Source organism: Chryseobacterium oranimense, assembly GCF_900129755.1.
Classification (GTDB): domain Bacteria; phylum Bacteroidota; class Bacteroidia; order Flavobacteriales; family Weeksellaceae; genus Chryseobacterium; species Chryseobacterium oranimense.
Genome location: NZ_FQWT01000005.1, coordinates 341379 through 363399, shown reverse-complemented (window position 1 = coordinate 363399; position 22021 = coordinate 341379). Strand labels below are relative to the sequence as shown.

The window sequence follows — 22021 nt, the reverse complement described above, 5'->3', positions numbered from 1 at the left end:
TGATAAAGAATTTATAAAAAATGCAAAATCCTACTAATATAAAAGAATACGGAAATTGGATCTGGGAAATGATCCAGAAGGTCTTTGCATTTTTTATGAAACCATTGGGAGGTATTATGATGGTTCTTGTCACTGTAATTGGTGCTGCTATTTATGGAGATTATAAGAGCCAAACCGGTTATGACCAAGGCATGAAAAATCAGAAAGTAGCTGACAGTATCTATATCAAACAGCTTTCAGAAGTCAATAAAGAATTGAGGTTCGATAAGAAAGAGCTGCAATCAAAAATTGACACTATAAAAAATATAGACTGTATTGAAGAAAACAAAAAAGCCTTTGAGTATGTCGAAAACATGAAGTCATACTTTGAAAAAGAAAATCAGTCTCGGAATCAAAGGTTAAAAAGTGTCAGTCATGAAAATAGAGCCATTAGAAATGAGAATAAAACGTTAGAAAAATTAATTCCTAAAACCCAAAAGCAATGAAAAATTTGATTTTAATATTAGTCAGTTGTTTTGCTTTTGCACAAGAACCGCAAAAGCCAGACACTTCCAAATTGTCTGAAAAAGTTAAAGAAACTATCATAAAAATTGAAGCTGAAAAGATTAAAGCAGAGACTCTGGATAAAAAAATTTCAGAAGCAGAAAAAGAAAACGAGCAATTGAAAAGCAAAAGATCAACTCTTTACTCAAAACTAAAGCATTTTTTTAATGAATATTTTGGACCGGGAGAGTTTAGAAATAATGTTTCTTCAAATTCAAAAGCAGTAAAGGAAGAAAACAGAAACGATCCAGTTGAAGAAATAGAAGTGTATGATGGACAGGACACGATCCGGGCGGGATGGCTGTACCGGCTTTTCCATAAAAATGACTTTGTAATACGTAGATATAAAATAATTGACAATGAAAAAGTTTACCTGGATTAGCTTGATAATCCTTTTTATTTTTAGCTGCGGATCCAGGAAAAAGCAAATGACAAAGGAGTCGAATTCGACCACTTTAGAAAGCAAAGAGTCTGGAGCTCAAAATACGACTTTAAATAGTAAAACTGAATCATTTACTGATCTTTCTCAGTTGCTTTCCGATAAGAGCCTTAAAATAACCTCAAATGGCTCTCCATATCAATTGCAATATGGTAATTTAATTTTTTCAGGTAGTGCAGATGTAGAATTCAAAGATAAGCAAGAGGAAACAAAATTTAAATACAAATATTTCAACCATACTACATATGTCACGGAAACAAAATACGTCCGTAAAATTAGATACGAGACACAAAGGATTTATAGAGTGGTTGATGTAGATCGTAAAGGATTGACGTTTGGAGGCGTTATTTGGATTGTCATTGTTTCTTTGGTTGCCGGCGCTGTATTATGGGAAATTCTTAAAAAATATCTTCCTAATTGGAGATTAAATTTATTTAACAATAAAAATTCTAAAAATGACTAAAGAAATTATAAACCTTACAAAACAAGTTTCGTCGGAATTCGATTTTGACTACCGGGTTATGCTTGCGTTTATTGAAGTTGAAACTGGAGGAAAAGGATTTGATCCAATTACCGGTAAAATAATGATACAATTCGAACCTGCCTGGTTCCGAAAAAAGGCACCATATGCACCGTCAGGAAAATGGAATTTAAATAAAGTTGAAGTTCAGTCTAAGGAATGGCCAGCTTTCAATGATGCTTTCGCAAAAGATCCGGATGCTGCCATGGAAAGTACATCTATAGGCCTGGGCCAGGTTATGGGATTTCATTATAAACGACTTGGATTTGCTACGGTTGGGGAAATGTGGGATCATGCGAAAGAATCTTTGGAGAACCAAATTTGGCAGATTGCAAAATTCATTGACACTGACAGGAATTTAAAGCAGGCAATAATAAATAAGGACTGGTTTACAATCGCTAAAATTTATAACGGTTCCGGATTCATGGAAATCGCCAGAAAGTACGGCCGGGAACCTTACAATATAAGCATGAAAAAAGCTTACGAGAAATATTCGTCTAACTAAACAAATGAGATGTATTTATCTATCCCCACGAGCTGGGGATATTTTTTTTGTGGATAACTTTTTAATGCGTCAAGTTCTGTCGTAATGCGGGTTTTGCTTTGTCCGGAGAAAATTTAACACCACATTGATACTTTTTGGTTCAAAATGTATATAACTTTGCGATATGAAAACGATCGGAAATTTAGAGTTATTTAATTTGGAAAGTATTGAGCCTTTGATTTTACAGCCTTTTAGAGAGACATTAAAGGCCGGAGGTTATCAAGCTTTTCCGAGTGCTGCTTTAGATTTCCCGGATGGAGAGATTGATTTTTTAAAACTATTGGTCAAAGATCCTGATACGACATTTCCGGGAAGAATTTCTGGAGACTCATTAAAGGATATTGGAATTCTAAGTGAAGATTGGTGTTTGATTCAAAAGGGGATTGAAGCCCGACCTAATGATTTGGTGGCTGCTATAATCCAGGATGAATTTTTTATCAAAAGATATAAGCCAAGATACAAAGAAGATAATAGTTTAAAAGAGCTGAAGCTTCAATCAGCGAATGTTGAATATTCAGATTTTGACATTAACGATGAAACAGAATTTTTTCTTTGGGGTGTTGTTACATGGACATTTAGAAATTGGAGGAAACTATGATAGCTTTAATAGATGGGAATAACTTTTACGCTTCCTGTGAACGCATCTTCAATTATGCATGGAGAGGCCGACCCGTTGTTGTACTATCGAATAATGATGGGTGCGCAATTGCCCGGAGCAATGAAGCTAAAGCCTTGGGGATTCCAATGGGAGAACCATACTTTAAACTAAAACATTTTGAAAAAACGCATGGTCTTGTCGTGTGCTCAGCCAATTTTGTTCTGTATGGAGACATAAGTAATAGGGTCGTGAATATAGTTAGGCGATATTGTAATGATATTGAGGTGTATTCAATTGATGAATCTTTTCTTTTTCTTGATGGGTACAATAACCAATACCAGAGAATGGTTGATTTGCGAAGAGATGTTCTGAATGGGCTTGACCTTCCAACAAGTATTGGAATGGCTCCAAGTAAAACACTGGCAAAAGTAGCCAATAAAATAGCTAAAAAATTTCCAGAAAAAACAGGATCGGTTTACATGATCGATTCTCAGAAAAAAATTGAGGCTGCGCTGAAATGGTTTCCTTTGGAAGACATTTGGGGAATTGGCCGAAGGTACTATGAAAGATTTAAAAATTATGGCGCTCATACCGCTTGGGATTTTGCACAGCTTCCTGAAGACTTTCTCCGTGACGAAATGGGAATTCTTGGTGTCAGGATGAAAAAGGAGCTGTTGGGTGAACCACAATATCAAATGAGTATTCCGGAGCCAAAGAAAAACATAGCAACAACCAGGACGTTTGACCGGGGACGCGCTGAATACGGCTACGTGCATGAGCGTGTTTCAACATTCGCTTCAGAATGTGCCCGGAAACTACGTGAACAGAGATCGTGCTGTAAACATGTGACCGTCTTTGTCATGACAGATCGTTTTAAATTAGATCAGCCTCAATACAGCAATTCATTCACGGTTACACTTCCGAATCCAAGTAATTCATCCATTGAGATTTCAAAGTATGCTAAAATAGCTCTGGATAAAATATTTATTGATGGTCCCAAATATAGAAAGGCAGGTGTGATCACAGGTACATTTGTTCCGGAAACGGAAAGGATGACGAGTATGTTTGATATTGACTACCATGAAAAGCATACTCCAATCATGGATGCTATGGACTTAATGAACAGTAGACTCGGAAAACAAAAGGTTAAACTAGCCTCAATGGACGTGCAGACAACCTGGAAAATGGATCAAAAACATCTTTCGCCAAAATACACTTCAAGCTTCAATGAATCAATTATTTTGCGTGCATAAATGAAATTGTACAGTTTTTGTATCTTTTGCATGTAAAATATTAACTATGTGTTATAACGTTGACGCAAAATATACAAAGAAGGATTTAGAGGACACCTTTAATGTTGAAGCAAATTTCAATACCTGGAATGGAGAAAAAATACTTTCAGGATTTAGAGCAAAGGGAACAGTTGAAAAACCTCTGCCGATAATAACAGATGAAAATCCAGATGCTGCAGTTATTGGAGATTGGGGATTACTACCGTTATTTAGTAAGGATAGATCATTTCAGTCTAAAACCCTTAATGCAGTGATTGAAGAGCTGGATATTAAAAATAGTTATAAGAATAGCATCAATAAAAGATGTTTGGTTTTGGTAAATGGTTTCTATGAATGGCGTTCTCTGGATAAGTTTGGTAATCCAGATCCAGAAGGAAAAATCAAGCAATTACATAGGATTCGTCTGAACAATAATGATAAACCATTTGCATTAGCGGGAATTTACAATGTATGGAATGATATTGTTACTTTTTCAATATGCACAACAAAAGCTAATACATTAATGGCAGAAATTCACAATTCAAAAAAAAGAATGCCGGTAGTATTAAATGAAAGAGATCATCAAAACTGGCTATTCAATGAAGACTATATGCACTTTTATCATCCTACCTATAACGTAGATTTAATATTTGAAAACCTGGAACCTAATAAAACACCAAATACTTTATTCTAATGGAAAATATACTTGAAATCCTTTCAAATTACCTGGAAGCAGACCCGGAAGACTTGGAGTGCTTTTATGATGATTCAATGGAACTCATCCGGGGAGCAGCAACACATAAGAATATTGAATTTGATGGTTACTTCCGTGAAAGGTGGGAAATATCCGCAGATACAGTTTTTGAGTTTGATGAAGAGTACTTTGAAAATAAAGATCGAAGAGACTTGTATGTGTTTTTGTCTGCCTTAGTAGATAAGGACATTTACTCGTATCTTGAATATGCCTGGCCATTTACTCAAAACGAAAAATTAACTGAAGTAATCATAAAAGATAAAATACAGCAACTAAAAGAAAAAGGCGTGAGGTTCTAAGTCACGCCTATAATGAATCAATAATTTCTTTATGCACTTTGTCTTTAACGTGATAGGGAAATTTACCCTCATAGATAGAATGTGTGTCATTCTGCGAGTGTCCGGTAAGCTCCTTTACTATATCCCTGTTTAAATAAAGCTCCTTACTGCCAATGTTAATAAATGTATATCTAGGACTTTTAGAATCTACATAAGATTCAATTCCTAACTTTTTAAATTTCTTCCGGATTTCCCTAACGTATTTATCCCTATAGGGTTTGTAAGAAAACTTATGTATTGGTGTAAGGTAGTCTGAATCAGGATCTTCAAAATAATTGATAATTTCCTTAGCTTCTTCAAAAATGCTGTTATCTATTAATTCATTTGTTCCGCCCTTAAACCGAATGAACTTTATTCTGTTATTTTTGATGTCACTTTTCTTTAATGAGGCAATGTCTATAAAATCTAATCCTCCTAAATAAAAGCACAACATGAAATATCGGTAAAAATCATGGTCGATAGGATTAGACTTTAATATTTTCATTTCGTCAATAGTAAGATACTTATCCTTTGTTTTGCCTGTAGTCTCCATAATACCCTCAAATGGGTTTGAAAAGGATTCTGGAGTATATAGCCCTCTTTTAATCGCCTGCTTATATACGGCTCTTAAATTAGCTAAATATGAATTAATTCCACCTGGACTACATGTTTTACTTTTGGATAGCTTAAATTGATATAGGAAATTATAATTTATTTCTGAAAACATCAGTTCCTCTTTATAAGCCTTAAATACACTCAAATTGTTGCTATATTTTCCTGCGGTGCCACCTGTGTTTAAATCTGTTTTTGACCTGTTTTCGCGATGTACTTCAAGTTCCTTAATACGCTCTTCCCAAAAATCATAAATACTATCAGAATTACCTAGTAGATAATTTTCTATTTGTTGGCTTGTTTTAGATTCTCGAGAATTTAGAAGTTTTAGAATCTTCCTTCTGTTTTCATAAAGAAAATCAGATATAGCAGTATAAAGCGGATGACTCTTTTTAGGCTCTTCTTTGATGAAATCCCAATCTTTGGCGAGGGAAGAATATTGAGTAAAGGGATATTTCCTGTCTTTAGAAGATACGTAGATGTAAAGTCTCAAAGGATGCCCCTCTTTTTTAGTAATAGTTTTATCTAAATAGAATCGGATTTTCATGGTTAAATTTATTATGTAAAAATTATGTAAAAACGCACTATTTTATACCTAATTTGTATATAATAAAATTATGAAAATATAATTTATGAACAAAGATGAATAATTGTTTAAATAAGAAAAGCGCTGAAAACCAGCGCTTTAATTTGCAGAGAGGAAGGGATTCGAACCCTCGATACAGTTACCCGTATACTACCTTTCCAGGGTAGCTCCTTCAACCACTCGGACACCTCTCTATTTGAGATTGCAAAAATAGGCTAATTTCTGGAATCTGCAAATTATTCTTTAAAATTACTCAGTTATTTCTCCACAAAGACTTTTGGTGAAGTTCTCGGCAAAGGTTCCGGAGTAGTTCGGATTGTCGATCAGGTGCATGGCTTTACTGATCGCACTTTCTGCCGTCATGTCTTTCCCGCTGATAGCGCCTATTCTCGAGAAAATATTACTGTTTTCATACTTTCCGAACGAGATACCTCCTGATATACACTGACTTACCACTACGATTTCAGTTCCGTTGTTTCTGATCTCCTGCAGCGTTTCCTGTGTTTTTTCACTGCTGAAAATGGTTCCTGAACCGAAAACCTGAAGAATAAGAACCTTCATTTTTGGGATTTCTTTAAAATGGCTCAGGTGCATTCCCGGAAAAATTCTCCAGAACAGAATATCTTCGGAAATATGTTCATCTACATGAAATTGTATTTCCGGATCACAACGATAAAGATTTTCCTTGATAATATTTAAGTGAACCCCGGACTGTCCCAGTATAGGGTAGTTGGGACTGGCGTAAGCGTCAAAATACTCGGCAGAATATTTCAGCGTTCTGTTTCCTCTTAATAGCTTATATTCAAAATAAATGGCCACTTCCTGGATAACGGCCTCATCGTTTTCATAAAGACTGGCATAATAAAGGCTTGTCAGAAGATTTTCCTTTGCATCCGTCCTCAGGTCACCGATCGGCAGCTGTGAACCTGTCATGATCACCGGTTTTCTCAAACCTTTTAGCATAAAGCTTAAAGCAGAAGCGGTATAAGACATTGTATCTGTCCCGTGAAGAATCAGAAAACCGTCGTAAAGCTCATAATTTTTCAGGATATAATTGGCGATCACCTTCCATTCCTCGGGTCCCATATCAGAAGAGTCCAGTGGTTTTGCGAAAGGATGTACGAATACTTCGCATTCCATTAGTTTCATCTCGGGCATTTTTTCGAAAATATTTCCAAAATCAAATGCGCGGAGGCTTCCGGTTTCATAATCTTTTTCCATACCAATGGTTCCTCCGGTATAAATAAGCAGGACTTTTCGTTTCATGAATTATTTTTTAGCAAGAAATTGAGCCTCGTTCAGGTTCATAATCCAAAATTACGTTAATTTGCAAAGATTTGAAAATGAATGGAAGATTTAGAGCAAACTTTTGAATATTTAAAGCAGTTTCTGACAGAGGAAAGATTGGCAAAGATTGAGCATTTTGCACCGGAAAGTTCGGATTTTGTGCTTCCTGTTGTAGAAGATATTTATCAGTTCAGGAATGCTGCAGCCATTGTGCGTTCTGTGGAGGCTTGTGGTTTTCATAAAGTGGTCGCTTTGCAGGAAGAATATAGTTTTGAACCCAATCTTCGTGTTACCAAAGGAGCTGATACATGGGTTGAGGTAGAAAAACTTCCCAGAAATATGGAGTCTTTTCAGAAAATCAAAGACAGAGGCTACAAAATAGTCGTTGTTTCATTAGAAAACAATGCGAAAATGTTGCCTGAATATGAAATTACCGAGCCGATTGCTTTGGTTTTCGGAACTGAAATGGAAGGCGTTTCCCAGGAGATTCTGGATTTTGCAGATGAAACATTGGCCATTCCTATGTATGGCTTTACAAGGAGTTTCAATGTATCTGTTGCCGCTTCCATCTGTATGTATGAATTAAAGCAAAAGCTGATAAAATCGGATATCAATTACAAGCTTGATGAGGAAAAATTATTGAGAATGAAGATCCGCTGGGCTGTAAACTCTATACGAAGCGGGGAGCAGATTTTCGACAAATACCTTAAAGATCACAACCTATCCATATGAACAGAATATTTCCTTTGATCCTGATCGTTTTATGCAGCTGCATTAAAAAAACAGAGCCGAAGGAAGAATCTATTGTTAATGAGCCTGCTCCGGTACAACAGGTAGAAAATGTACCGGCTGAGGACACGGCATCAGTTCCTTTTTCCCAATCTGTGAAAGGAAACGGATTTACCTATACACTTAAAGGATTGAAGAGTCCGGACGGCGAAATCAGTTTTAAGTCAATCAGTATATTCAATAAAAATAAGCTGCATCAGAAAATTATTGTAGATACCATCTCTGTTCTGAATGAAAGAGAAGTAATTTTTAATATTGATAATGATGCTAATTTTGACGGCTATAATGATATAGAACTGATCAACTGGGCCGGAAATTATGCTTCATCTTCAAGCTTTTGGTTATATAATCAGAAAAGCAGGAAATATGATCACTACAAACCTTTGGACACCATCCAGAATATTGGGTTTGATCGGAAAAGAAAAGAAATCACTTCATCCTATCATGTAGGTCCTGTTAATACCTACAGTAAAACTTACCAATGGGAAAAGGATAAACTTCTGATGATGAGCGCCCATATTATTGAAGAAGGAGATGAAATCCATATGTACCGGAAAAATGGGAAAATGGTTGTAGAATAATTCCTGATTCAGTTTCTGGCTTCATCTTCCATTTTCTGGACCTTGCATCTATCCTTTTATCATCTTAAAATAATTCCACGCCGCCACAAATACACCGGCCGTTTCCGTTCTCAGCCTTTGATTTCCAAGAGAAACAGCCTTTATATGGCTTTCGGATAAAAACTGGATTTCCTTTTCCGAAAAATCTCCTTCAGGACCAATTAAAAAAGTGATTTGTTCCATTGAAGGAATAGTATTCAGATCAATCCTTTCAAGATTTTCATGGCAATGGGCTACAAAAGTATGTTCTGCCACAATATTTTTTAAGAAATCAGTCAGCTTTAGCATATCATTGATTACCGGAAAATGAAATCTTAAGCTCTGTTTGGAAGCAGCGATAGCCTGTTTTCTGATTTTATCAATATTAATATTCTTACGCTCAGTTTTTTCCGTAATAATGATACTGATCTCTGATATACCCATTTCTACGGCTTTTTCTACAAAAAACTCGATCCTGTCTATATTTTTTGTAGGTGCAATGGCAATATGAAGTTTAGGATTAAAATCCGGAGCATTTCTTTTGATTTCAGAAACTTCCAGACCGGCTTTCTTTCCTTCAATTATTAATTTTCCGGAAGCAACATTTCCTTTACCGTCTGTTACATGAATGTCCTCACCATTCTTCATCCGAAGAACCTTTACAATATGCTGCTGCTCTTCATCATTGATCGTTACCTGATTTCCCTCAATTTCTCCGTAAAAAAGTTTCATATTTAAATATTTAGAATCTGCCTGAATCTTATTGATAAGTGAGCATTAAAAGTAAGTTTCATTCTCGCTTAAAAATGCCACACCAGTTTTTATTGTGCTGTAAATATCGCCATCACAATCTCTGTATGAACATGTATAAATTTCTTCAATCCATTTGTTATTCAAGAAAATTAAATTCAGATATTCGTTTTTTCTTAAATTATTTTTGATGGACAGATAATCTCCTTCTTTCGGTTCATACTCAAAACTAAAAACATTCTCTGAGTTGATTTTCTCAATAATTTCTTCTTTAATATTCTGAACATACCCTATCTCTGAACTTGCCGGAAAATAATCGGCGGAATGCTCTGAAAATTCATTTTTACCCGTTATTGTTTCTAATATCCAGTAATATTTTGAATTCTTCTTAGAGTGTTTGCCTAGTATTTTTTCTTCTAACAATATTTTCATAAATCGTATTTCGCCGTAGCCGTTGTTCTCAGATCTGTAAATTCACCTCTTTCAAACTTTAACTGAGCCACCATTGCAATCATTGCAGCATTATCCGTTGTGTATTCGAATTTTGGAATGTAAATGTTCCATCCCAGTTTTTCATGGTTATTCTGCATAGCTGTTCTCAAAGCAGAATTGGCAGAAACTCCTCCGGCAATGGCAACTTCTTTTATGTTTAATTCTGCGGCTGCTTTTTCAAGTTTGGCCATTAAAATTTCAATGATGGCTTTTTGAACAGAAGCACACAGATCGTTCAGGTTTTCTTTGATGAAATCCGGATTCTTTTTAACTTCTTTCTGGATAAAATAAAGAACGGAAGTTTTGATTCCGCTGAAAGAATAGTCGTAATTCTCCATTTTAGGCTTGTTGAACTTGAAAGCATCAGGATTGCCTTCCTTAGCCAGGCGGTCTATAATAGGTCCGGCAGGATAGTCCAGGTCAAATACTTTTCCTATTTTGTCAAAAGCTTCTCCTGCGGCATCATCAATTGTTTTCCCGATAATTTCCATATCAAAATAATCTTTGACCAGTACAATCATTGTATGCCCTCCGCTTACCGTAAGACACAGAAAAGGGAATTTTGGCGGCATAGGATTTGCATCGTCAATGAAATGGGCTAAAATGTGGGCCTGGAGATGGTTTACCTCAATTAGCGGAACATTTAAACTCATTGCCAAAGACTTAGCAAATGACGTTCCTACAAGCAGGGATCCTAAAAGTCCGGGACCACGTGTAAATCCTATAGCAGAAATAGCATTTTGTTGTATATTTGCTTTAGTAAGAGATTTTTCAACAACGGGGATTATATTTTGCTGATGCGCGCGCGATGCCAGTTCCGGAACCACACCGCCATATTCTTTGTGGATGGCCTGATTCGCAGCAATGTTAGACAGAATACAGTTTCCCTTGATGATAGCTGCTGAGGTGTCGTCGCAGGACGATTCAATACCTAAAATTATAGAGTCGCTCATAATAATGGCAAAGTTAGAGAATAATAACGAGAATGAGAATAAAAAATCAGTAGCTGAGAACTTAAGTGATCAGGTACAGAAGACTGTTGAAGATGTAGAAGGAGCTGTAAAGGAGACAGTTAAGGAAGCATCCGAACTTGCTTCAGATGCCATTCATCATCCCGTAGAAACTGCTGAAGAATTTGGAAAGCAGGCTGTAAAAGATGTCACCAGCTATTCCTGGTGGGCACGCCTTCTCCTGATCCTTTTCTGGCTGGGAGTTATTCTTGTTGGAGGAGTACTGACCGCCATTAATCTTCCGGCTACCAAACAATGGGCGGCAGATCAGGCGCTTCAGATTGTCAACAGAGACTTTAAATCCGGAATGTCTACCGAAAGCGTTGAAGTGGATTATTTCGGAGATGTAACTATAAAAGGATTAAAAATTAAGGATTACAAAGGCCTTGATTTTATCAAAGCTAAAGAGTTTCGTGCCAATTCAGACTGGATGTCTCTTGCTTATAATGCCATTTCTGGAAACAGCAATTCCCTGAGCTTTAATTCCCTTACCCTTGTTAATGCCGATGTAAAAGTAATTACTTACAAAGGCGACAGTATTTCCAATTTTATCAGATTTACACAGCTCTTCGACAGCGGTAAGAAAAGAGACCCGAATAAACCGCCTTTCCAGCTGGATTCCCGGGTACAGATTATTGATTCGAAGGTTTCCATCATCAGCCAGAACTCTCCCGGAGAACCGGGCAAATGGCTTACTGCAACAAATTTTAATTTAAAAGCACCTAATGTAAAGGTGAACGGAGCCAATATATCGGCACTGATCAATAATATGTCCTTCGTTACCACCAGATGGGGGAAATCTCATTTGGTAGATACTTTTTCTACGGAACTTTCTTTAACCCATGAATTTCTGTCTTTAAAAGATCTTACTTTAAATACAGATCATTCACTGCTTCAGGGAAATATCAAATTTAATCTTCATGACGGATCATGGTCGGATTTTGCGGATCGTGTGCGCTGGGACATGGAAATTCAGCAGGGAAGCCAGCTGAGTGGATATGATATCAGTTACTTTGTGACGAACTGGGATAATTTTAAGCCATTTAACCTGGCCGGAAAAATGACCGGTCCTCTGAATAAATTTCATTTGGAAAACTTCCTCATCAGGAATCCGGATGTTAATATTGCAACCAAAACAATGAAGGTGGACAGACTGCTGAAAGGAAATTTCGCTATTGAAACCAATGACCTTTCTACTGATTTTACCTACAAAGATCTTAAAGCAATGATGCCATCATTTATTTCCAAAAAGATGAAGAACTTTGCTGATGATTTTGGAAAGCTGAAATACAACGGTGCTGCAAGGGTGACTCCTGAGCAGGTGTATGTTTCAAATGGAAACCTGATGACAGGAATAGGGCAGGCGAAGATCTCCAAACTTTCACTTACTCAATATAGTACGGCAATACCCAAATATTCGGGATATCTGGAAGTAAAGGACCTGAACACTTCTGTAATTACTAAAAATAAAAGTGTTGGCCTGATTTCAGGTAAATTTGATCTTAACGGACAAAGCTTTGACGTTAATACCATGCGTCTCACCACCAAATCCCAGATCAGCAGCATCGAAATAATGGATAAAGTGATCAATAACCTCTATCTGGATGGGTTATTGGATCATAAAAAATATAACGGACTCATCACCGTCAATGATGAACAGGCGAAAGCTACGATCAAAGGCCTTATTGATTTCAGTACTTCAAAAGTCAATATGAATGTGAATGCAGATGTCAGTTCGCTGAATCTGAACTACTTTACCAATAAACCGGGAAGCCAGATCGTAAGCGGGCAGGTAGAAGGCAAAATGTCTATGTCCAATATCAATGATCTTACCCTGGATGTAGATGCTAATAACCTGCATTTTGCTACGGCTACCCAGAAATATATTATTCCTAATGCGAAGCTGAAAACTTTTGTAGAAGCAGGAGGACGTGTCATTGATGTCGATGCGCCGGGTGCTGCAAGCGGGAAGATATCGGGAAGATATAACCTTGCTGATCTTGCAGGAATGATGGAGAACGGAATCGGAAGAATCCTGGTAGGACCTCCGCCGAGAAAATTATACAGAGGGCAGAGCTTTAAAATGAACTTTGATGTTCAGCAGGGCGTTGTGAATTATTTTCTTCCTGATCTCAAGCTTCCGCAAGGTGCTGTTATAGAAGGAGAATATAATGGCGATTCCAATGACCTGATCCTGAATCTGGATGCCAATTCTTTGAAATACATTATGACGAAGAAAGAGGAAATTACAGATGCGGATAAAGCCTTGGCAGCAGCCAATCCTGACTATAAAATCAATGACAGGAATAATGTTTCCAGAGACAGCGCAATGATCGACAGTGTTATGGTAAGGATTAATACGGCCAATCTTAACGAACAGCTGTATGCAAGAATCAGCAAGCTTCAATACAATAATAATATCATTAAAGATTTTGAGCTGAAAGGGAAAAACGAAAACAATACAGCCCTTCATCTTGCTACTACCTTCAAACACGGAAGCCCGGACGATGACTTGAATGACAATCTTAAGGCATATGCCATTAATGTGGATCAGTCTACCAATGCAGCCGGGGATTATGTTTTCAGATTTGAACCTACAGAAGTTAAATTCAATCAAGTGACCTGGGCTATAGATACCAGTCCTGAACTGGATCATTCCATTACCTACAGGAAAAATGCAGGTGATTTTGATATCCGGAACCTTCGGATATATTCAGATAAAAGTGCCTTGTTTATCAAAGAAGCACAGTTCAAATCGGCCAAAGATTTTTATGTAGATGCGGATATTGAAGAATTTGCCATTGAAAAGCTTCTTGAAATGCAGTCCGGAGGAAATCCTATGGGTATAAAGGGTCTGGCGAACGGAAGTGTAAAGATCAAAATGGATAAGAGCACTCTGCAGCCACTTGTAGATCTTACCGTAGATAACATCATCATGAACGGGAACCAGATGGGAGATCTTACTATTTCTGCAACCAACAGCTTCTCTCTGAATGTTTATGATGTTGATGTAAAAGTGGCTTCGGCAGGGGTCCTTGGAAATAATAACCTGCATCTGACGGGTACGGTAAATAACAACACAGCTTCTCCTACGATTGATCTTACTGCGGAAATGCGTGATTTCGATCTTGCTTTTACCCAACAGTTTGTACAGGCTATTTTTGGGAACATCAGAGGAAAAGCGACCGGCGATCTGAAAATCAACGGGAAATTAAGCGATCTTGATTACAGCGGCGATATTGCCCTGAAAGGTTTCGGTCTGAAGCTTCTTTTTACCGGGGTGGATTATTCATTTGATGATACGGTGGTTCCGCTTTCCCGCGGACTTGCGCTCCTTAATAATATTGAAGTTCATGACGGAAGATCGAATTCCAAAGGAACGATTTCCGGAGCAATACAATTTGAGACGATCTCTTCAATGGGGGTCAACCTGATTATGCGGGCAGATAATCTCCTGATGCTGAACACTACTCAGAAAGATTACGACCTGTTCTGGGGAAGAGTATATGGGCAGGGAGATCTCTATGTGGACGGGCCGGTTTCAGGGCTCAGCATCACCACACCTAATATGAAAGCTCTGAACGGAAGTAATTTTACCTTTAATTCCAGCTCAACATCCAATGTAGAAGAATTTAAAATGCTGAGGTTCCTGAAAGAAGGAAAAGACGGGCTTATCACTCTGGAAGAAAAGAAAAAGACAGGGGCCAATATGCATATCGACTTCAGTCTTGATGTAGATAAAGGAACTACGGTAAATGTTCTTGTAGGGGATGATGTAGGAAATATTACGGTAAAAGGAACAGCGGACAGGCTGAGGTTCCAGATGGGAAGACAGGGTGCAATTGCTATGAACGGAACCTATAGGGTAGATAGCGGGACCTTTGTTTCCAAAGCCATTCTTAATAAAACCTTCCAGATTGAAAAAAACAGCAGCATCAGATGGGATGGGGATGCCATGAAGCCGGCACTGGATATCACTGCCAATTATGTAAGAATGGTATCCAATGCGGGGGAATATCTGAGTATGGGTAAACTGCAGCCTATCAGTGTATTGTTGCAGGCCAATATTACCCAGTCACTGGTAGACCCGAAAATCGATCTTAATGTGACGGCCCTTGATGTTTCCAGCCAGGTAAGAGAAACATTGGCCGCCAAAATGAGTCAGGAAGGAGAAAAAGTCCTTCAGTTCGGTTCTGTACTCTTATTGAGTTCCTTTAATGTATCCAATAGCGGAGGGGTAGATTTTGACGTGGCGGGAGTAGCGGAATCTTCCGGCTACAATATGCTTCTGAAACAGCTGGGATCTGTGTTGAATACTATGAGTAACGAATTCCAGATCGATTTGAATTATGTAAAAGGTGATCAGAACTCCAATACCGGTGACCGCGCCAATGCAGGGGTAAGCGTAGCTCTTTCTCCAAGGGTGAATATTAAAACCGGACTTGGAATTCCGCTGACGAAAACTGAAGGTACCCAAACCAATTATCTTTCCGGTGAAGGATCAATTGAATATGACGTTTCTAAAAAGAACGACGGAAGTCTTATTTTAAGAGGTTACTCCAAACCTACCAATATCGGAATGGTGAGTACGAATGGTTCTGCAAATCAAGCTTATGGTGGGGGTGTAGTATGGAGTAAAAGCTTTAATTCTCTATTTAAAAAGAGGAAAAAAGATAAAAAGCAGCCTGAAGCCAAGACAGAAATAAAAACAGATTCTACAAAATCAGCAGGTAAATAATCGTAATATTTTAATGATTTTTATCATCCGTGTTAATTATTGTTAATATTTAATATAATTTTTTTAGTTAAATTATTTTTTATAAATTTGCAACAAATACATAGATTTTTTAAGAAAATTGTAATTTAACTAATATGAACTATCAACTGGACGAAATAGACAAGAAGATTCTTGATTTCTTAGTCGAAAACACAAGAATGCCTTTTACTGAAATTGCAAAGCAGATGGATGTTTCTGCTGGAACAATTCACGTAAGAGTGAAAAAAATGGAGGATGCAGGTATTATTTTGGGATCATCTCTTAATATCGATTATGGCAAGCTGGACTATCACTTTACAGCTTTCATTGGGATCCTTTTGACAAAATCAAACCGTACTCAGGAAGTGCTTAAAGAGCTATCTACACTTCCAAACGTAATCGAAGCAAGCGTTATTTCAGGGAAATATAACATTTTCTGTAAAGTAAGAGCGAAGAATACGGATGATGCGAAGAGAATTATTTATCAGATAGATGACATTCAAGATGTAATGAGAACCGAAAGTATGATCTCTATGGAGGAGTACTTGAGCGACAAAAACAGATTGATCAACGCTATTTCTATATAATTCAAATTTTAAACGAAGATTATATTAAAGAACTTATGAATTTACTCATAAGTTCTTTATTTTTGTACCTATGGAAGAATACAGTTACTTTGACGAGGATCCAAAGAAAGGATGGGGCTTTATTTTAGCATTTGCATCACTGATGCTTTTCACCATTATGGGGCTGGGAATTGATATTGATGAATATCTTCAGCACGAGTATCTTCAGATCCCGAGATGGTATTTCTTCGCTATTTTTTCCATTGATGCCCTGATGATCATCGGGCTGGTCCTGATGTTTTTCTACAGGAAAATCGGAATCTTTATGTTTCCGTCGCTATTGGTTCTGCATTTCTTTATGCACAATTATTATCTGTCTACATTTCTGTATACGGATGTAACCAATCTTTTCCTTTTTACAGGATTTGGCATGCTGGCCATTATCCCGAAATGGAAGTTCTTCAGATAGTTTAATGCTTTTGCTGTAAAGGATTTTTACTTCCTGCTTTCCATTTCCCCGTATACGGATTGTAGCCGCATTTCAAAGGTTTGGAGATATCCAGTCCTTCACTGTTTTTATGGTTGTTCTCTGTAAAGGCCCTGCAGTCTGTGCAGATATACCTGAATTCACAGTCGCGGCAGATTTCTATTTTATCCTTGGTGAGATTCCAGTATTTTCTGAATCCCGGATTTGTTAAGGCATCTTCAAGGCTGATATTATTGATATTGCCAAAATTTTCAACCATTAAAGGGCAGTTTTTGATATTACCGTTTACGTCTATCCCTATCTTTTTGTGGAGACAGGAATTATGGTGAAGAGCTTCTGAAACTTTCTGGGAATTGGTATTGAAATACTTTAGATTTACTTTTCCGCACGACGAAATTTTCAGATCTTCAGAACTGAACTGTACATGAAATCTGAACTTATCCCCGGATGTAAAAGGAGTCTTGGCGCAGCTGTAGAATACCAGGCCATAGATTCTTTTTAGTGTTTGATTAAGATGATTAATGAAGTTTTCATCTACATCATCATGGTAAGGTGAAAATATTTCAATACCGTTTAAAACAGAACCGGTAAATTGTAACTCAATATCCTGAAATTCCCTAAGGCTAAGTTTTTTATGGGAATAAATCACTAAGTGCTTTACTCCAAGGTGTTCCACAGACTGTTTTATAGTGTCTAAAACTGAAAGATTATTGATCTCGATGAAAATATTAGTGATTTCATTCGGCTCATGGTATTCATAGGAAATTGGCGGAAAATTCCTGTCCCAGTCTCCTTCGGAAATAAAGCCATATTCTTTTTCAAGCAGCAGCTCTATATATTCATAGATGAATTCCCTGGATTCTGCATCATAATTTTCCAGAATATTTTCGATGGGTTTTGTCCTCAATTCCTCTATAATTTCATAAAATTCCAAAGAATATAATTCTGAAATATTCCTCTGAAGGTCGGAGATCAGTATGCGGCTGGCTCCTTTGGTAACCATGATGTTACTGAACAGATTAAAGTAAGTCATATTAATCTCGTAAGCTGTTTTAAAGGTTTTTCCCTCACATGGTATTCAGTCTGGTATTTTTCGGAGGGTACGGAATATACCATGCTGCTATGGATTTTACTTACGTTCTTTGTTTTGAAGATTTCAATGTATTTAAATGTAAGCGGCAGCTTGTTTTTTTCTTTGTATAGCTTTTTCATAGATATTCAGCTATTTTTTGTTCCAGCGAATAATTGCAGGTATGGGACATTCCCAGAAATTGCCCGATTGGGTTGATTTCCAGGAAATAATATTGATCTCCTTTTTTTATAAAGTCAAGTGATCCGCAGTTCAGATCAAAACAGTTCATCAGTTGCTGTATTTTTGCCTCAATGTGAGGTGGAAGGATATATGGGACGTTGCGGTTAGGCCTTGTCTTGTTGTATTTTCTGAAATCCACTTTGGTTTGTTCGTCGTTCTGGGAAAATATGGCCATAGACCAGCATTGGCCGTTTAAATAAAAAGTTCTTATTTCAAAATCTTTTTCGATCTTCTCCTGAAAGAAAGTGATGAAGAAGTCTCCTTCTTCATGTTCATCAACCACCGATGTATACATAAAGCCGCCTTTGTTTTTCCTGATTTCCTCCAGCATTACATTTCCGTTGATGGTCTTTATAATTGTATTTCCGATTTCTACGTCACAGGTATTTTCTGCCAGATAATAATCAGGAACATCGAATCCGAGCTCTTTTGCTTTGTCAAGTACAAGAAGTTTGTTAATATGGGCATTGCTTTCCTTATTGATGTGCCTTCTGGATTCAAGGTTTTTTCTCACGTAGTCTTCAAGCCAGTGCTGGGTTTCATTCATGTTCAGATTGATGGCTGTATGGGTATATTTTAGCCGTTTAAAGAACAGTCCGCCTCTTCTGTACCAGACACTTGTTATTTCATCAAGAAAAAAAATACTGCGGGCGCTTTGGAGTACAATTCTTTTTTGCTGAACTTTTATTTCAAATACTTCATCTTCATGTACACGGTGGAATTTCTTTCCCATTGCAATTAACTCTTTAATCACTTCAGTAGTTGTGATTTCATTATTTTGAGAGATAATCAGGATCATGGCTAATGGTGGTTTATTTTTCTCTGAAAGTCTTTTATCATTTTAGAAGATAGCTTTAATGAAGGAAAACCTACTGCTTTCCGGTTTTTATCTATCCTTGCAGAATCAGCAGTATCAAAATTCACATCATAATGTGAATGTATGCCGTAAACAGGCTCCAGATTATGTATGTACTGGTATTTGTCAACCATTTCTATATAATCTCTCGGAGGGCATTCACCGGATTTTACATATTCCAGCAGTTTTGTTTTGAAATACTCATAATGTTCTGTCCCTGACATATGATTGAGGAGAATAAGCATAGGCATGAACTGTTCATTACTTCCATAAAGCCCTATTTTTTGTTTTGAAGGGAAACCATAATTTTTGATCGCCCAGATCAGTAATTCGGCATTTTTCCTGTCATTAATGACTACTTGTGAGCCTAAGCGTTTATTTTGCTGATCACGTTCAAAAGCAATGCTGAAAGAATCTATCAGTGTTTTATTTAAGCTTCTTTTCCATTGGATGACTTTTTGCTCAACAGTGATACTGTCGATTCCATACTTTTTATAGAGTTTGAAGAAATCCCGGTCTTCTCTTTTGTATTTCCAGTTGGGTGCGGACTGTACTATAAGCTTATCCAGACTTTTTATGCCGCCAAATTTTTTATGGAACCGGTCTGCATACCTGATGTAGGTTTCGTATTCTTCCAGTCTTTCATTCTGTACAGGGGGATATTTTCTGAACAGCTTTTTATATCGTTTAATGGTGGCTAAAGTATCTTTATCAATCCTATGGGTACTGTCAATGGCATATACTTTATGATAATAGTCTATATAGTTAAGCTTTTTACTTTGACATGAAAATAGAAATAAGACAATTAGCATGGTAAAAAATATATTTCTATAGTTCATCGGGATAAAATTTATCATTAAACAGAGGGGGAAAGTCCCCCTCAAATTAGTCAATTTTTAAAGTGGCTACTTTTACACCATCATCATACAGAACCGTATCTCCTGTATTACCAGGTTCACCACTTGGGCCTGATTCTGATGTTGTTCTGGTGTTAGTTTCAGGAAGTCTTCCGCCAATAATATTGGCAGGGTTGTTCATCTTTTTGTTTTCTAATGAAGAAAAGTCTTTCTTCATACCTTGAAGTTTTTTCATAATTTGATTATTTTTTTATTTAAAAATATTTGTTGTCATATAAACCCTGACATGGGTTTTAGGATTCTTTATTCTATCCCATACTGTACACATATAAGCAGAATACCAAATCTCAATCAACGTTGATGGTTTCAAAACTATAAATAATTACATCACTTAATAGTGATAAAATTTGTAATTATTTTGTGATTTTTTTGTCAGTTTTTTCTGCTTTTGTAGGGGTTTGTACAGTAAAATGAAGATTTAATTTAAATCATATAAGTTCAGAAAGCATGAAAAGATATTGCTCCGTATAAAGTAAAATATCAATCAAAAATATAATACAATATAAAATTTCTATTGTACAATAAAATTTTAATTCAAAATTCAAAACGGCTGAAATATCAGTTACATCTCTACTTTTCGGGCAATTTTATAATGTGTATGAAACTTTAAATTATAGTGCAAAAAATATAATAAAAGGGTAAAAGTGTACAAATCAATAAAGCTTCACTCATCTTAAAAAAAACAGAGTTTAGAGAGTTTTTCAAAAAAATACTAAAAATATCGGAGGTTTTAAATCCATCTTTTATAAGAATAGTTTCAAGTGGTACTGCAAGAATTCCCCTCCTCCGGAGGGGTGGCAAATCGAAGATTTGACGGGGTGGTTCAAAACATTATTAAGTGGTATCTATTTTTCGCCTATTTTTGCATACCATTAAAAAATTACAGATTATTTATTATGAAAACTTATCAATTTTACAAAGAAGAAGGAAACCTTTTTATTTTCAAAAACCAACCCATATTTAGTTCGGTATTAGCAATTATTATGCTCGTTATTGCCGGAGTATCTTACAAGTATAATTTTCCTTTAATGGGGTGGTTTTTAGTGGCTCTGGCAATACTTATTATCGCTAATTTTTTTGCAAAAAAGTTTGTTATTGATCCTCAGCAGCAGACCATTACATGTAAACCCAGTGTTTTTGTTGCTGCAAAGACCTATTCTTTTCAGGATTTTACCAATTTTGAAGTTTTGGCGATGAAATATCTTGGTTTCATTACGACCAACGTATTTCTGAATATTCATTTTGAGGTAAATGGGAAAGAAGCAAAATTTATGATAGGACAAACTCTTACTCATAAAGGCATACAGAAAATGGTGAATGAAACTGAAGATATCATGAGATTAAATGAAAACATACGATGAATACTACAGACCAGTATAAATTCGAGGACAATGGCAACGAAATAAGCTTTATGCCTAATTACAGCTTTCTGCGTACCTTAAAATGGTGGCTTGCCGCTGGTATTCTTACCGTTCCCTTAATCTACTATTTCAGGAATATACTCTCTGAAAATGCTTTTATCATTATTTTTTCTATATGGGTAGTGTATATGGGATATTTTCTGGTAGACTTAGTTTTTAGAGTTCCTGTAAAATATATTTTTGACAAGCGGGAAAAGTGTATTTACAGAAAGTTATTTTTCACCCAAAAAATTATGGACTTTGAAGAGATGACCTATTTCATTAATGAAGACAGTGGAGGATACTACTATGTGATCGGGAAAAAAAGAAATCAGTTTGTTAAAAACTACAGGATCAGTAATTATTTCTCAGGTTCTAAAGCATCCCGGATAAAAGAAGAAGGATTCCTGGAGAACATATTGTACCCGCTTCTTAATGCAATTAATATTCCCATCAATAGATCTCAAGAATAATCTTAGCCTATTATAGGTTATAAACGTCACTATTGGTACTGCGAAATTCTCCTCCTCGGAGGGGTGGCAAATCGAAGATTTTAACGGGGTGGTTAAAAAACTCGGGCGGTTTCGAAGAAACCGCCCGAGCCTATATTATAAAG

The 22021-nt window shown here is 36.6% G+C and carries 25 protein-coding genes and 1 tRNA gene; 15 read left to right on the top strand and 11 right to left on the bottom strand.

Features of this window, described 5'->3' with window-relative positions:
• Nucleotides 1-20: 20 nt before the first annotated feature.
• The 8 genes from BUB03_RS16680 (at nucleotide 21) to BUB03_RS16645 (ending at nucleotide 4968) form a co-directional block, all read left to right on the top strand.
• Nucleotides 21-485, top strand: a complete 465-nt coding sequence (locus BUB03_RS16680; protein WP_073065247.1) for a hypothetical protein — start codon at nucleotides 21-23, stop codon at nucleotides 483-485.
• Nucleotides 482-925: a hypothetical protein gene (locus BUB03_RS16675; RefSeq protein ID WP_073065244.1), complete on the top strand. Its 444-nt coding sequence runs from the start codon at nucleotides 482-484 to the stop codon at nucleotides 923-925. The genes BUB03_RS16680 and BUB03_RS16675 overlap by 4 nt, the downstream gene beginning before the upstream one ends.
• Nucleotides 903-1445: a hypothetical protein gene (locus BUB03_RS16670; protein WP_073065241.1), complete on the top strand. Its 543-nt coding sequence runs from the start codon at nucleotides 903-905 to the stop codon at nucleotides 1443-1445. Before BUB03_RS16675 ends, BUB03_RS16670 begins: the two co-directional genes overlap by 23 nt.
• Nucleotides 1438-2007, top strand: coding sequence for an N-acetylmuramidase domain-containing protein (locus BUB03_RS16665; protein WP_073065239.1), 570 nt, complete (start codon nucleotides 1438-1440; stop codon nucleotides 2005-2007). The genes BUB03_RS16670 and BUB03_RS16665 overlap by 8 nt, the downstream gene beginning before the upstream one ends.
• A gap of 163 nt (nucleotides 2008-2170) precedes the next feature.
• A complete protein-coding gene (locus BUB03_RS16660; RefSeq protein ID WP_073065236.1) occupies nucleotides 2171-2644 on the top strand; it encodes a LexA family protein in 474 nt (157 codons plus the stop codon).
• Complete coding sequence (locus BUB03_RS16655) at nucleotides 2641-3897, top strand: Y-family DNA polymerase (RefSeq protein WP_073065234.1); 1257 nt, start codon at nucleotides 2641-2643, stop codon at nucleotides 3895-3897. The genes BUB03_RS16660 and BUB03_RS16655 overlap by 4 nt, the downstream gene beginning before the upstream one ends.
• A 46-nt stretch (nucleotides 3898-3943) precedes the next feature.
• Nucleotides 3944-4609, top strand: coding sequence for an SOS response-associated peptidase (locus BUB03_RS16650; protein ID WP_073065227.1), 666 nt, complete (start codon nucleotides 3944-3946; stop codon nucleotides 4607-4609).
• A complete protein-coding gene (locus BUB03_RS16645; RefSeq protein ID WP_073065224.1) occupies nucleotides 4609-4968 on the top strand; it encodes a hypothetical protein in 360 nt (119 codons plus the stop codon). Before BUB03_RS16650 ends, BUB03_RS16645 begins: the two co-directional genes overlap by 1 nt.
• A gap of 7 nt (nucleotides 4969-4975) precedes the next feature.
• On the opposite strand, the gene BUB03_RS16640 is transcribed toward BUB03_RS16645, so the two are convergent.
• From BUB03_RS16640 to BUB03_RS16630, 3 genes are all read right to left on the bottom strand, one after another.
• Nucleotides 4976-6145 carry a phage integrase SAM-like domain-containing protein gene (locus tag BUB03_RS16640; protein WP_073065222.1) on the bottom strand — a complete coding sequence of 390 codons (1170 nt, stop codon included), beginning with the start codon at nucleotides 6143-6145 and terminating at the stop codon, nucleotides 4976-4978.
• 146 nt (nucleotides 6146-6291) lie between these two features.
• A tRNA-Ser gene (locus tag BUB03_RS16635) sits at nucleotides 6292-6378 on the bottom strand.
• 55 nt (nucleotides 6379-6433) lie between these two features.
• The gene (locus tag BUB03_RS16630) at nucleotides 6434-7450 is read right to left on the bottom strand and encodes an asparaginase (RefSeq protein WP_073065219.1); all 1017 of its coding nucleotides are present in this window, start codon (nucleotides 7448-7450) and stop codon (nucleotides 6434-6436) included.
• Nucleotides 7451-7531: 81 nt separating this feature from the next.
• Here BUB03_RS16630 and BUB03_RS16625 point away from each other — a divergent pair, with 81 nt between their 5' ends.
• On the top strand, nucleotides 7532-8203 hold the full coding sequence (locus BUB03_RS16625; RefSeq protein WP_073065216.1) for a TrmH family RNA methyltransferase: 672 nt from the start codon (nucleotides 7532-7534) through the stop codon (nucleotides 8201-8203).
• On the top strand, nucleotides 8200-8841 hold the full coding sequence (locus BUB03_RS16620; RefSeq protein WP_073065213.1) for an XAC2610-related protein: 642 nt from the start codon (nucleotides 8200-8202) through the stop codon (nucleotides 8839-8841). The genes BUB03_RS16625 and BUB03_RS16620 overlap by 4 nt, the downstream gene beginning before the upstream one ends.
• 48 nt (nucleotides 8842-8889) lie before the next feature.
• Here BUB03_RS16620 and BUB03_RS16615 read toward each other — a convergent pair whose 3' ends face one another.
• Genes BUB03_RS16615 through tsaD form a run of 3 tightly spaced genes read right to left on the bottom strand, consistent with a single transcriptional unit; the run spans nucleotide 8890 to nucleotide 11054 of the window.
• On the bottom strand, nucleotides 8890-9591 hold the full coding sequence (locus BUB03_RS16615) for an RsmE family RNA methyltransferase (RefSeq protein WP_073065211.1): 702 nt from the start codon (nucleotides 9589-9591) through the stop codon (nucleotides 8890-8892).
• A 45-nt stretch (nucleotides 9592-9636) separates the two neighbouring features.
• Nucleotides 9637-10041: a hypothetical protein gene (locus BUB03_RS16610; RefSeq protein WP_073065208.1), complete on the bottom strand. Its 405-nt coding sequence runs from the start codon at nucleotides 10039-10041 to the stop codon at nucleotides 9637-9639.
• Entirely contained in the window at nucleotides 10038-11054 is a 1017-nt protein-coding gene (gene tsaD / locus BUB03_RS16605) for a tRNA (adenosine(37)-N6)-threonylcarbamoyltransferase complex transferase subunit TsaD (RefSeq protein WP_073065205.1), read from the bottom strand. The genes BUB03_RS16610 and tsaD overlap by 4 nt, the downstream gene beginning before the upstream one ends.
• 4 nt (nucleotides 11055-11058) lie before the next feature.
• Here tsaD and BUB03_RS16600 point away from each other — a divergent pair, with 4 nt between their 5' ends.
• The 3 genes from BUB03_RS16600 to BUB03_RS16590 all read left to right on the top strand — a co-directional run bounded on the left by BUB03_RS16600 (nucleotide 11059) and on the right by BUB03_RS16590 (nucleotide 16902).
• Nucleotides 11059-15849 (top strand): translocation/assembly module TamB domain-containing protein, encoded by a 4791-nt coding sequence (locus tag BUB03_RS16600; protein WP_073065202.1) that lies wholly within the window; start codon nucleotides 11059-11061, stop codon nucleotides 15847-15849.
• Nucleotides 15850-15983: 134 nt separating this feature from the next.
• Nucleotides 15984-16454, top strand: coding sequence for an Lrp/AsnC family transcriptional regulator (locus BUB03_RS16595; protein WP_040996736.1), 471 nt, complete (start codon nucleotides 15984-15986; stop codon nucleotides 16452-16454).
• Nucleotides 16455-16524: 70 nt separating this feature from the next.
• Nucleotides 16525-16902: a hypothetical protein gene (locus BUB03_RS16590; RefSeq protein WP_040996734.1), complete on the top strand. Its 378-nt coding sequence runs from the start codon at nucleotides 16525-16527 to the stop codon at nucleotides 16900-16902.
• A 1-nt stretch (nucleotide 16903) separates the two neighbouring features.
• Here the strand turns inward: BUB03_RS16590 and gwsS are convergent, their stop codons facing one another.
• Genes gwsS through BUB03_RS16565 form a run of 5 tightly spaced genes read right to left on the bottom strand, consistent with a single transcriptional unit; the run spans nucleotide 16904 to nucleotide 20180 of the window.
• Complete coding sequence (gene gwsS / locus BUB03_RS16585) at nucleotides 16904-17953, bottom strand: grasp-with-spasm system SPASM domain peptide maturase (RefSeq protein ID WP_073065199.1); 1050 nt, start codon at nucleotides 17951-17953, stop codon at nucleotides 16904-16906.
• A complete protein-coding gene (locus BUB03_RS16580) occupies nucleotides 17950-18132 on the bottom strand; it encodes a hypothetical protein (protein WP_040996732.1) in 183 nt (60 codons plus the stop codon). The genes gwsS and BUB03_RS16580 overlap by 4 nt, the downstream gene beginning before the upstream one ends.
• Nucleotides 18129-19031: a grasp-with-spasm system ATP-grasp peptide maturase gene (gwsG, locus tag BUB03_RS16575; protein WP_073065196.1), complete on the bottom strand. Its 903-nt coding sequence runs from the start codon at nucleotides 19029-19031 to the stop codon at nucleotides 18129-18131. Before gwsG ends, BUB03_RS16580 begins: the two co-directional genes overlap by 4 nt.
• Before the next feature lie 2 nt (nucleotides 19032-19033).
• Nucleotides 19034-19927, bottom strand: coding sequence for a hypothetical protein (locus BUB03_RS16570; protein WP_073065352.1), 894 nt, complete (start codon nucleotides 19925-19927; stop codon nucleotides 19034-19036).
• A 46-nt stretch (nucleotides 19928-19973) separates the two neighbouring features.
• On the bottom strand, nucleotides 19974-20180 hold the full coding sequence (locus BUB03_RS16565; protein WP_040996729.1) for a hypothetical protein: 207 nt from the start codon (nucleotides 20178-20180) through the stop codon (nucleotides 19974-19976).
• A 721-nt stretch (nucleotides 20181-20901) separates the two neighbouring features.
• Here BUB03_RS16565 and BUB03_RS16560 point away from each other — a divergent pair.
• Nucleotides 20902-21366 (top strand): hypothetical protein, encoded by a 465-nt coding sequence (locus tag BUB03_RS16560; protein ID WP_073065193.1) that lies wholly within the window; start codon nucleotides 20902-20904, stop codon nucleotides 21364-21366.
• The gene (locus BUB03_RS22140; RefSeq protein WP_228417918.1) at nucleotides 21363-21878 is read left to right on the top strand and encodes a hypothetical protein; all 516 of its coding nucleotides are present in this window, start codon (nucleotides 21363-21365) and stop codon (nucleotides 21876-21878) included. Before BUB03_RS16560 ends, BUB03_RS22140 begins: the two co-directional genes overlap by 4 nt.
• Nucleotides 21879-22021: the final 143 nt, after the last annotated feature.